Annotated in this window: 8 protein-coding genes; all 8 read left to right on the plus strand. The window is 34.8% G+C overall.

Going from position 1 to position 11,794, the window contains the following annotated elements; translation table 11 throughout:
• Positions 1-45 precede the first annotated feature (45 nt).
• The 8 genes from U9K52_RS10325 to U9K52_RS10360 all read left to right on the plus strand — a co-directional run bounded on the left by U9K52_RS10325 (position 46) and on the right by U9K52_RS10360 (position 11,735).
• Positions 46-963 (plus strand): DUF3829 domain-containing protein, encoded by a 918-nt coding sequence (locus tag U9K52_RS10325; RefSeq protein ID WP_322926353.1) that lies wholly within the window; start codon positions 46-48, stop codon positions 961-963.
• A 184-nt stretch (positions 964-1,147) separates the two neighbouring features.
• Complete coding sequence (uvrA, locus tag U9K52_RS10330) at positions 1,148-3,979, plus strand: excinuclease ABC subunit UvrA (RefSeq protein ID WP_248393505.1); 2,832 nt, start codon at positions 1,148-1,150, stop codon at positions 3,977-3,979.
• A gap of 76 nt (positions 3,980-4,055) precedes the next feature.
• Entirely contained in the window at positions 4,056-6,686 is a 2,631-nt protein-coding gene (locus U9K52_RS10335) for a leucine-rich repeat domain-containing protein (protein ID WP_322926354.1), read from the plus strand.
• 1 nt (position 6,687) lies between these two features.
• Positions 6,688-7,092: a hypothetical protein gene (locus U9K52_RS10340; protein WP_322926357.1), complete on the plus strand. Its 405-nt coding sequence runs from the start codon at positions 6,688-6,690 to the stop codon at positions 7,090-7,092.
• Positions 7,093-7,320: 228 nt separating this feature from the next.
• Entirely contained in the window at positions 7,321-7,725 is a 405-nt protein-coding gene (locus U9K52_RS10345; protein ID WP_248393506.1) for a hypothetical protein, read from the plus strand.
• Positions 7,726-7,850: 125 nt separating this feature from the next.
• Entirely contained in the window at positions 7,851-8,726 is an 876-nt protein-coding gene (era, locus tag U9K52_RS10350; RefSeq protein ID WP_072882662.1) for a GTPase Era, read from the plus strand.
• Positions 8,727-8,793: 67 nt separating this feature from the next.
• Positions 8,794-9,225 (plus strand): DoxX family protein, encoded by a 432-nt coding sequence (locus tag U9K52_RS10355; protein ID WP_322926359.1) that lies wholly within the window; start codon positions 8,794-8,796, stop codon positions 9,223-9,225.
• A 107-nt stretch (positions 9,226-9,332) separates the two neighbouring features.
• Positions 9,333-11,735 (plus strand): alpha/beta hydrolase family protein, encoded by a 2,403-nt coding sequence (locus tag U9K52_RS10360; protein WP_322926361.1) that lies wholly within the window; start codon positions 9,333-9,335, stop codon positions 11,733-11,735.
• The last annotated feature ends 59 nt before the right edge of the window (positions 11,736-11,794 follow it).

Consider the following 11,794-nt stretch of genomic DNA (forward strand, 5'->3'; position numbering starts at 1 on the left):
CAATAATTATACAATAAATACCATATCAATATTTTTATGAAAAAAATGATGACGATTGCACTTGCCCTGTCGGTGAGTGTAACAGCAGTGAGCTGCAAAAAAGGACTTGATAAAATAGAAAATGCAGTAGAAAAGGCTGGGGAAGACCAGTCACAGGCCATTATTGATTTTAATAACAATTTCCTTGATTCCTACAAAAGCACTTCCAGACATGTAGAGAACATTGTTGAATATGCTGAGGCCGCAGTAAAAAAATCTAAAGGAGAAACCGTCTACAGTATGCCGATGGTCATTAACTCAATGGATTATTCTTTAAGCAAAATTAAGGGTGTTCCTTCCGGTTTTGATAGTGAACAGAAAATTATTGAAACAGAGCTCATTACCTATAAAAGAAAGCGTGAAAGTATTGATAAAAAATATGAAGAGCTAAAATCCTATATCACTTCGGAAGATTATAAGGACGATCAGGGAGCAAAAGCCCTAGCTTTACAAAAAGATATTGATGAAGAAGCAAAAGCATTTTTCCTGGCAGGTGATAATATTGTTACCAAAATAAAACCTGCTACCGAAGCCGCCGAAGAAGTTATCTTAAAAGATCATCCGATGAAAGATTATATTGTGTCATCCAAATCGGTGATGAATGATCTTGATGCCACCATGGATGTGCTTGATAAACAATATACACAAGGTTTCAATGAAGCAGAAGTGCAGAAAAAATATGACGAACTGGAAAAAGCAGTTGATCTAAATGCAAAAAAACAATTCGACGTGAAAGGGCAGCAATATGCTTATAAGAAAACCCTGTTTGAAAACTTCAATAAAAGGGCGACTGAGTTTCTGGATAAGTACAGGAAGCTGATCAGGGATTCTAAAGCGGCCAGTAAGATTCCGGACAGCAATATTCAGGAGATCAGTTCTGCTTATGATTCTGTCCTGAGTTCCTACAATTCTTTTGTACAATAAATTCTGCATTAATATAATTTATACCGGTAAAATTCATACCGGTATTTTTTTATAGATTAATCTTTTGAAATTAAAAATCATATGGAAATGAAGGATCAATATTCTAACGTTTTTTAACACAGAAAATTCCATAAAATTCCGTAATTTTGCACATCGTGATTTTCATGTAAAATCACACCAAATTATGAGTAAATCAACAGAATATATAGAAGTTTACGGTGCGCGCGAGCACAACCTGAAAAACATCAATGTCAAAATTCCCCGAAACGAACTTGTTGTGATTACCGGTCTTTCAGGAAGCGGGAAATCATCGCTGGCTTTTGATACGATTTTCGCAGAAGGCCAACGCCGCTATATCGAAACATTTTCGGCCTATGCAAGACAATTTCTTGGAGGGCTCGAACGTCCTGATGTTGACAAAATTGAAGGGCTCTCTCCCGTAATTGCCATCGAACAGAAAACGACGAACAAAAACCCGCGTTCAACTGTAGGAACCGTAACGGAATTGTATGATTTCCTGCGTCTCCTTTTTGCCAGAGTTTCGGATGCCTACTCCCAAACCACCGGAAAAAAACTGGTAAGCTACACCGAAGAGCAGATTCTCGAAACCATCAAAGAAAATTATAAAGGCGAAAAGATCATGCTGATGGCACCTGTCGTAAGAGCCAGAAAAGGCCATTATCACGAGCTTTTTGTACAGATGGCAAAAAAAGGATATGGACAGGCAAGAATTGACGGTGAATTGCAGGACATTGAATATGATTTAAAACTTGACCGTTATAAAACCCACGATATCGATATTGTGATCGACCGCTGGATTATCGGGGAAAGTGCCTCGGAAAACAGAATGGAAAAATCCCTGCGTACGGCAATGGAAATGGGAGAAGGCCTTATCGGAATCCAAAAGCTGGGAAGTACCGATATTGAGTATTTCTCTAAAAATTTAATGGATGCCGAAACCGGTCATTCACTCGCTTTACCGGAACCGAATACCTTTTCGTTCAACTCGCCGAAAGGAAGCTGTCCAACCTGTAAAGGACTGGGAACCATTAAAAAAATCAATACTGATTATTTTATTGAAAATCCTAAATTATCAATCAACCAGGGAGGTTTACTGCCTTTGGAAGATCTTAAATCCAATAAATGGATTCTTTCCCAGATCAAAAATATTCTTGAAATCTTCGGCTTGGGAATGACCACTCCTATGAAAGACATTCCGGCAGAAGCATTGGATTACATGTATAACGGCTGTCATAAAGAGTTCAACAAAGACCTGAAATACGCCGGAATTACGAAAAAAATTAAAATAAGCTTTGATGGTCTTATTGCCTTTATGGAAGAAATCATCGAAGACAGGGAATCTTACGAAGCGATACTTCTTGAAAGACATTTCACAACAGAAGAAACATGCCCGGAATGTAAAGGAACACGTCTGCAGCCTTCAAGCCTCAGCTTTAAGATTGACGGAAAAAATATTGCTGAAGTTAATGCTTTAAGCCTTATTGATTTAAAAGAATGGCTGGCCGATGTTAAAGATAAATTTTCCGAAAAAAATGCAATTATTGCCCACGAAATATTAAAAGAGATCGAAACAAGACTTCAGTTTCTGCTGGATGTCGGGTTGGATTATTTAAGCTTGAGCAGAAGTTCCAGAACACTTTCCGGAGGAGAGTCCCAGAGGATTCGTCTGGCAACACAGATCGGATCGCAGCTGGTGAATGTTCTTTATATTTTGGATGAACCAAGTATCGGACTCCACCAGAGAGACAACGAACGATTAATCAATTCCCTGAAAAACCTTCGTGATATCGGAAATTCCGTATTGGTTGTGGAGCACGACAAAGATATGATCCTGGAAGCCGATGAGGTACTGGATATCGGTCCGAGAGCCGGAAAATTCGGAGGCGAAATTCTTTGGCAGGGAAAACCCAAAGATCTGTTGAAAGCAGATACGATCACCGCACAGTACATCAACGGAAAAAGAAAGATCGAAATTCCCGAAGAACGACGTAAAGGGAACGGTAAAAATATTGTATTGAAGGGTGCAACCGGAAATAACCTTAAAAACGTTACCCTTAATGTTCCTTTAGGAAAGCTGGTGGTGGTTACCGGAATCTCAGGAAGCGGAAAATCATCCCTGATCAACGGAACTTTATATCCGATTCTGAACCGGCATTTTTACAGAGCTGTTCAGGAACCTTTGCCGTACAAAAAAATTGAAGGTCTTGAAAACATCGATAAAATTGTGGATGTAGACCAGACCCCGATCGGAAGAACGCCGCGTTCCAATCCTGCAACCTACACCGGAATGTTTACAGACATCCGAAATCTTTTTGCAGAATTGCCTGAAAGTAAAATCCGTGGGTACAAACCCGGAAGATTCTCTTTCAATGTAAAAGGCGGAAGATGTGAAACCTGTCAGGGAGGCGGATTAAAAGTGATTGAAATGAATTTCCTGCCGGATGTTTATGTTCATTGCGAAACCTGCAACGGAAAGCGATTCAACAGGGAAACTTTAGAGGTTCGTTACAAAGGAAAATCGATTTCCGATGTGCTGGATATGACGATTGATGAGGCGGTGGAATTTTTCCAGCCGATTCCAAAAATTTATTCCAGAGTGAAAACCTTACATGATGTAGGTTTAGGGTATATCACATTGGGACAGCAGTCAACGACGTTAAGTGGAGGAGAGGCACAGCGTATTAAATTAGCTACGGAACTTGCGAAAAGACAAACCGGAAATACACTATACATTCTGGATGAACCAACCACCGGACTTCATTTTGAAGACGTAAAAATCCTGATGGATGCGATTAATCAGCTGGTGGAATTAGGAAATTCCTTCATCATTATTGAACACAACATGGATGTCATCAAAATGGCAGACCACATCATCGACGTCGGTCCGGAAGGCGGAAAGCACGGCGGACAGATCGTTGCCCAGGGAACACCCGAGGAAATCGTGAAGTCGAAGAAGAGTCTGACAGGGAAGTTTTTGAAGAGGGAACTGGAGTAAGAAAATATAAGTATATTACAAAAAACCGCAATGTGAATTGTGGTTTTTTTGTTTATTTTTGAAGAAAACTAATAATATGAATAAACCTTTAGAAATATTAAATATTGAGAAAACATTTTATGTAATTCTTGAGCAAATGCCAGATGGAGGGAATATTTTAAATGATGAATTTCGTAATCATTATGAAATTGAAAATAATAATATTATAGGTTTAAATTTGTCTGATAATGATATAGAGGAAATTAAGAATTTAGTATATTTAGATAATCTTTCAAAACTATCATTGGCAAGAAATCATATTACAGAAATTAAAAATTTAAATCATTTAAAAAGTATTCGACATCTAGATTTATCATCAAACTATATAAAAAAAATTAAAGATTTATCTAACTTAAAAAAACTTACTACTCTTGACCTATCTTCCAATGAAATTAACAAAATTGAAAATTTAGATTCTTTATCAAATCTTAAAAATCTCAATTTATTTTCAAATCAAATTGAAAAAATTGAAAATTTTAATTATTTAAGAAATTTAATTTTTCTTGATCTATCCTTAAATCACATTAAAGAGATTCAGAATTTGGATAATTTAATAAATCTTAAACAATTCAATATATGGGGGAATGAAATCACTGAAATAAAAGGTTTAGAAAACTTATCCAGTTTACAAAGTATATTTATTTCCAATAATAATATTACGGAAATTAAAAATTTAGAAAACTTATCAAACTTAGAAAGTCTTTATTTACACGTAAATCAAATTACAGAAATTAAAAATTTAGAAACACTTAATAATCTTCGTCGATTAGATATTGATAATAATAAAATTACCAAAATTGAGAAAATTGAAGCTTTAAAAAAACTTGAAAGTATCGACTTTTCAAATAATAATATTAATGATATTAATAACCTATATCAATTTATTGATAAGTTTAATTTTTGTTATATTGATAAAACTTCCTGTGACAAAGGGGAAATAAATTTATTTGGAAATTCATTAGATGATTTTTTAATTAAAATACTTCAAATTGAAGATTTATCTGAGAGGAAAAAACAGTTAATTAATTATTTTGAAAATCTCAAACAAGAGCAACGCCCTTTAAGAGAAACAAAACTAATGATTTTAGGAGAAGGTGAGGCTGGTAAAACTAATTTTAGAAACTATATTCTTGAACAACCTTTCAAATTAGGTAAAAGTGCGACAACAGGAATTAAAATTGATATTTGGAATCAAAAAATTGTAGATTTTGATTACAGAATAAATATTTGGGATTTTGGTGGACAGTGGATTCAACAACAAGTTCATCAGTTTTTTATTACTAATGAATCAATATACATTGTATTATTAAATGCAAGACAAGATGAAAAGCCAGAGAAATGGTTAGACTGGATTAAAAATTATGCTCGTGAATCATTAGTTTTTCTAGTTGCTAATAAAATGGATGAGAACTCTAATTTTAAGCTGGAAGAGAATGCTTTAAAATCTGAATATCCTTTTATCAAAGGTTTTTTTTATATTTCTCTACTAAAAGTTAATGAAGGTGTCCAAGAGGAAAAAGATAAAGTGGATAACTTGTTAGCTGAAATCAAACAAAAAGTTTTAGAAATAAAAAATATTAATACTCCAATTCCTGCAAATTATCATGATTTAAAAAATGATCTTGAGGATAATTATTTAAAAGGTAAACCGTCCTTAAGCTTTGATTTATTTAAAAAAGATTTATATGATTTGCATAAAGTTTCAGGAGAACCAGAGGATTTATTAGAAATATTACAAAAAATTGGTACAGTTAGATTTTTCAAAAACTTTGATAAACTAATTTTGAGTCCTGAATGGTTAAGTGATGGTGTTTATAAAATTTTGATGTCAAAAATTGCTAATGAAAAGCATGGTGTTCTTGATGATTTAGAACTTAAACAAATAATTTTGGAACCAACTGATGAATGTTCACACCAATATCGAGAATCAGATGTTTCATTTATTAGACAGTTAATGCAAGATTTCAAATTAGCTTATTTTAAAGAAAATCAATGCTTTATTCCTTCACAATTTGATAAAGATTTACCTAAAGAGATTGATATTGTTAAATTAACGAAAGAAGCTAACCTTATATTTTATTTTGAATTTTTTGCATATTTTCCGACCAATATTATAAGTAAATTCATTGTTGATTTTTTTGGAAAAGTCGAAGGTGAGAAATATTGGGAAACAGGTATTGTTTTAAAAGATATTGATCAAGATTTAAATAAAGAAACTGAAGCAACTGTAATTTCGGATGATAAAACCAGAAGAATAACTATTTTTATGAAAGGCGAAGATGCTCGTCCTTTCTTTAGTGAGATTCATAAAAATATTTTGAGTTACCTAAATCATACAAAATTTAAGTATAAAGAGTATATTTTTATTTCAAAATATGAAAATTCCATAAATTACAGAGAGTTGGTATTATATTATCACAAGGATAGAAAGGAAATACCATTAACTAATTTAGTAAATGAAGAGATTATAGATTTGAATGTTAAAGATATATTAGGGATAATTAATAATGAAAAAGAAATAGAAGATCTTAAAAGACAATTAGAAGAATCAGAAAAGAACAGAATTGTACATGTAGAAACATATATAGAAACACAAAATAACTTTCAAAAAGATTCTACATTTGATAGAAATCAATTTGGAGGAAAACATAATAAACAAGAAAACTAATATGGGAGATCAATTTAACTTCGGAGAAAACTCAACATTTAGCGGAAATCAATTTGGAGGAAGCAACAACACTCAAACAAATAATTTCAATGCATATTCCACAAATCCTGATGTTCTAAAAGCAGAAGGAATCTTAAATGAATTTCAGCAACTAAAAGTAGAAAATGAAGAGTGGAAAAACATTTTTATTGAGGGTATGAAAGAGTTAATGGATTTAAAAGGAGCTGAAACAGAAGAGGCTATTACGCACTCTAAAACAACTTTAAGAAAATGGCATGATACAATTTATGATTTAGGAAAAAGACTTAATGATTGGAAAAATATTACTTTTTTAGGAGTAGATTTTGTAGAAAAAACACCTAAATTATTAAATCTATTAAGTTACGTTAGCCAAATCGTTAACTAGTTTGTTTTAAATGGCTGAAAATTATTAATTCAGCCTTTTTTCATCCAAATAGTTACTCCCAATATTAAATTTTCAAAAATTTTAAAATTTTAAAGTGCTGAAAATCAATAATTTAATTTTCAATGTTAACTCAATGTTAACTGTATGTAAAATTAATATGAATTTTTTTATATATCTTTGGTAAAGAGTTAGTAAATAATTTAAAATAACACTTAAAACCAACGAGTTATGAAAAATAAAATTCAGATAGTAATCGCTTCTTTTTTAGTTTGTGGATTGGTAACCTTAATGAATACGGCAAAAGCGCAGGCAACCAATAATAATACTATTCAGGAAGTACAGTTGAATAAAGCCGATGCATTCAGCGAAATAAGAAATCTTCTGATGGACAATTTCGATTTTACCAATTCCGATTACAAGCAGGGAATTGTAAATTCTGAAGTGAAATTTGACATCGCCGAAAACGGAAAGATTGTTAATGTTCACTCCAAAGGCGACTGCAAAAACGTAAGCAGAGAAATCGAGAACGTATTGAGCAAGCTGCAATACAGAATAGACAGCAGAAAATTAAACGAAAATATGATCGCTTCTACCTATGTAATGCCGGTAAGAGTGGATATCAACAACAGATAAAGTATATATTTAATTGAAAAAGCCCCCGGAATTAAAGTATTTTCGGGGGCTTATCATTTTAAATCCCGAGAATAGGCCGAAAGACCAGATTTGTTTTATTAACTTTGCAGTTCAATATAATTTTTATGCACAAAGCAGGATTTGTAAATATCGTCGGGAAACCGAATGCCGGAAAATCAACCTTACTCAATCAGTTGATGGGCGAGAAGCTGGCCATTGTTACCCAGAAAGCACAGACAACACGCCACAGAATTTTTGGAATTTATAATGAAGAAGATTTGCAGATCGTATTTTCCGATACGCCGGGAGTTCTTGACCCAAAATATGGCTTGCAGGAAAAAATGATGGATTTTGTAAAAGATTCCCTTCAGGATGCAGACGTATTCCTGTTCATCGTTGATGTTACCGACAAAGCCGAGCCTTCAGAATTTTTAATTGATAAACTGAATAAAATTCCCGTACCGGTCCTTCTATTGTTGAATAAAGTGGATCAGACCAATCAGGAGGGACTTGAAAAGCTGGTTGAAACATGGCATGAACGAATTCCTAAAGCCGAGATTCTGCCGATTTCCGCACTGAATGCTTTTAACACCGATATTATTTTACCGAAACTGAAATCATTGCTTCCGGAAAATCCCCCATATTACGACAAAGATCAATATACTGACAAACCGGAACGGTTTTTCGTGAATGAAGCCATCCGTGAAAAAATCTTACTGAACTACGATAAAGAAATTCCCTATTCGGTAGAAGTGGTAACGGAGCAGTTCAAGGAAAAAGAAGGAATTATTTTCATCGATTCTATTATTTATGTAGAACGGGATACTCAGAAAGGCATCGTAATCGGTCATAAAGGTGAAGCCATTAAAAAGGTAGGAACAGAATCAAGGCTGGATCTGGAAAAATTTTTCAATAAAAAAATTCACCTTAACCTTTTTGTAAAGGTGAAAAAAGACTGGAGAAAAAATGACAGAGATCTGAAAAACTTCGGTTACAGATAGACTAAAAACTGCTGAAAAGCCGTTATATAAGAAGATTTTTCGTTATCTTTAATTAAATTTTAACTTAATGAACTATTTGAACACGACAAATTCTAATACAGTTTTTAAAGATATTATTTTATTGGTAGTGAGAGTTTTTATCGGTTTCGCGATGCTGTCTCACGGATTTCCCAAGCTTCAGATGCTTCTGGATGGCGGAAAGATTGAATTCTTCGATTTTCTGGGAATGGGACCAACCGTATCTTTAGTTCTTACTGTTTTCGCAGAATTTGCATGTTCCATACTTCTTATTTTAGGATTATTTACAAGAGTTGCCTTGGGATTTTTAATATTTACGATGATCATCGCAGCATTTGTGGTTCATGGAGCAGATCCTTTTGAAAAACGGGAAATGAGTCTTATTTATCTTTCAGTATATCTTTTGCTCATTGCTTTCGGACCCGGAAAATTCTCTGTAGATCATATGATCGAAAAAAGAAAAAGAGCCACCGAGTGGTAATTTAAATACAGGCAGCAATTTTTTGCTGCTTTTTTTATTTCGTTTCAATAAACGGAAAGAGACTCAGGTTAACATAAAATTTATTAAATTCGTCAAAAAGAGAATTAATGAAGATAAAGTTAACCATCTGCCTTCTTGCGTTTCTTAATTTCTATCAGGCGCAGGAAAACATCAGTTACCAAAAGCCATCTGCCGAAATTTTAAAGCTGGCAGACTATGAAAGACCTCCGAGTGTCTTAATGAACAGCAAAAAAGACTGGATTGTTTTTAGTTACCGCCCGACTTATAAAACCCTTGAAGATCTTAGCCAGCAGGAAATGAAACTTGGCGGACTCAGAATAAATCCGGTGACTAATATTTCAAGTTCAGCTACCTATATTAATAATTTAAAAGTTCGAAAGCTGAATGATAAAACCGAAGTTCAGGTTAAAAACTTACCGCAAAACCCTAAAATTGCGTACACTTCATTTTCCCCGGACGAAAAATCTTTTGCGTTTACCAATACCACTAACAAAGGTGTTGAGCTCTGGATCGTCGATCTTGAAACTGCAACGGCAAGAAAAATTACTTCAGATAACCTGAACGCCAATCTGGGAAGCCCTTATACCTGGAATAAAGATTCAAAAAATTTATTGCTAAAAGTTCTTCCTCAGAACAGACCAGCACTGATTGATTCCAGTAAAGATCTCCCGACAGGGCCTATTGTTTCTACATCAGATGGTAAGGTTTCACAAAACAGAACGTATCAGGATCTGCTTAAAAATCCTCAGGATGAAAAGAATTTTGAAATTCTCACCGCTTCCGAAATCTATAATGCAGATCTTCAGGGAAATCTTAAGAAAATTAAAGATCAGGATATGTACACCGGCCTGAGCTATTCTCCGGACGGAAATTACCTGATGGCCACAACCATTAAAAAACCATTTTCTTATATTGTTCCTTTAAGCCGTTTTCCGATGACAACAACAGTTTACGATACCAACGGAAATGTTGTAAAAGTGGTTAATGAAATTCCTTTGAATGAGATTATGCCGAAAGGCTTTTCATCGGTAAGAATGGGAAAAAGAGATATGGGATGGAGAAGCGATATGCCTGCAACCCTTGTTTATGTTGAAGCGCTGGACGGTGGGGATCAGTCAAAACCGGCAGATTTCAGGGATGAAATTTTTACCTGGGAAGCTCCTTTCAGTAATGCCCCGAAATCATTCTTCAAAACAAAACAAAGATATGAAGGAACCAGCTGGACAAACGACCATTATGCTATTGTTTCAGAAGGCTGGTATGATACCCGAAATACTAAATCTTATCTGATTGACCTGAATAACGGAGAATCTAAAGTAATTGACGACAGAAATTATCAGGATGTGTATAATGATCCGGGAAATTTTAACACCACCAAAAACCAATACGGAAGATATGTGGTTGATATGAAAGGAGGGAAGTCCTACCTTATTGGTGCCGGGTTTACCAAAGACGGACAGCACCCTTTTCTGGATGAGATGGATATGAAAACTTTAAAAAAGAAGAGACTTTACACCTCCAATCTTAAAAATGCAAAAGAAGAAATCATCGATATTTTGAATCCTTCAAAAGGGGAGATTTTGACAACCCAACAGTCGTCAAGCCAATACCCGAATTATTACAAAAAAAATATAAAATCCAATAAAGCAGAACCGGTAACCCAGTTTGCCAATCCGTTTGAAAGCATAAAAGATGTTTATAAGGAAGTTATTACCTACAAAAGGAATGATGGAGTTACCTTGACGGGAACACTTTACCTTCCTGCAGGTTATGACAGAAAAGCAAAAACCGAAAAACTTCCTTTGCTGATCTGGGCTTATCCTACGGAATATAAAGACAAAAATACGGCAGGCCAGAATACCCAAAACCCGAATGATTTCACTTTCCCGTATTACGGATCTTTCGTATACTGGACGACCAAAGGCTACGCCGTATTGGATGACGCCGCATTCCCGATCATCGGGGAAGGAAAAACAGAACCGAACGACACTTTCATTCCGCAGTTGGTTGCCAATGCTGAAGCAGCCATTAATGCTGTTGATCAGCTCGGATACATCGACCGTAAAAAAGTTGCGGTAGGAGGACATTCTTACGGAGCCTTCATGACAGCCAACCTTTTGACACATTCCAATCTTTTTGCCTGTGGAATTGCAAGAAGTGGTGCGTATAACCGTACATTGACACCTTTCGGATTTCAGAGCGAGCAGAGAAATTACTGGGATGTTCCGGAAATTTATAATACGATGTCACCATTTATGAATGCCGACAAAATGAAAACACCATTACTATTGGTTCACGGTGATGCCGATAACAATCCCGGGACATTTACCCTTCAGACGGAACGGTACTTCCAGGCGTTGAAAAATCTTGGCGCACCTGTAAAAATGGTTCTTCTTCCCAAGGAAGCTCACGGATATGTTGCGAAAGAAAACATTCTGCATTTGCTTTGGGAGCAGGATCAGTTTCTGGAGAAATGCTTGAAAAAATAATAATTTTTATAAAAATCCGTTCTGATCAGAACGGATTTTTTAGCTTAATAACCATATAA

It is taken from the genome of Chryseobacterium sp. MHB01 (assembly GCF_034651565.1).
Lineage (GTDB): Bacteria > Bacteroidota > Bacteroidia > Flavobacteriales > Weeksellaceae > Chryseobacterium > Chryseobacterium nepalense.

Excerpts from the sequence above, each read along its gene's own strand:
- U9K52_RS10340 (WP_322926357.1), top strand. The coding sequence starts at position 6,688 with ATGGGAGATCAATTTAACTTCGGAGAAAACTCAACATTTAGCGGAAAT.
- U9K52_RS10325 (WP_322926353.1), top strand. The coding sequence starts at position 46 with ATGATGACGATTGCACTTGCCCTGTCGGTGAGTGTAACAGCAGTGAGC.
- U9K52_RS10335 (WP_322926354.1), top strand. The coding sequence starts at position 4,056 with ATGAATAAACCTTTAGAAATATTAAATATTGAGAAAACATTTTATGTA.
- U9K52_RS10345 (WP_248393506.1), top strand. The coding sequence starts at position 7,321 with ATGAAAAATAAAATTCAGATAGTAATCGCTTCTTTTTTAGTTTGTGGA.
- uvrA (WP_248393505.1), top strand. The coding sequence starts at position 1,148 with ATGAGTAAATCAACAGAATATATAGAAGTTTACGGTGCGCGCGAGCAC.
- era (WP_072882662.1), top strand. The coding sequence starts at position 7,851 with ATGCACAAAGCAGGATTTGTAAATATCGTCGGGAAACCGAATGCCGGA.
- U9K52_RS10355 (WP_322926359.1), top strand. The coding sequence starts at position 8,794 with ATGAACTATTTGAACACGACAAATTCTAATACAGTTTTTAAAGATATT.
- U9K52_RS10360 (WP_322926361.1), top strand. The coding sequence starts at position 9,333 with ATGAAGATAAAGTTAACCATCTGCCTTCTTGCGTTTCTTAATTTCTAT.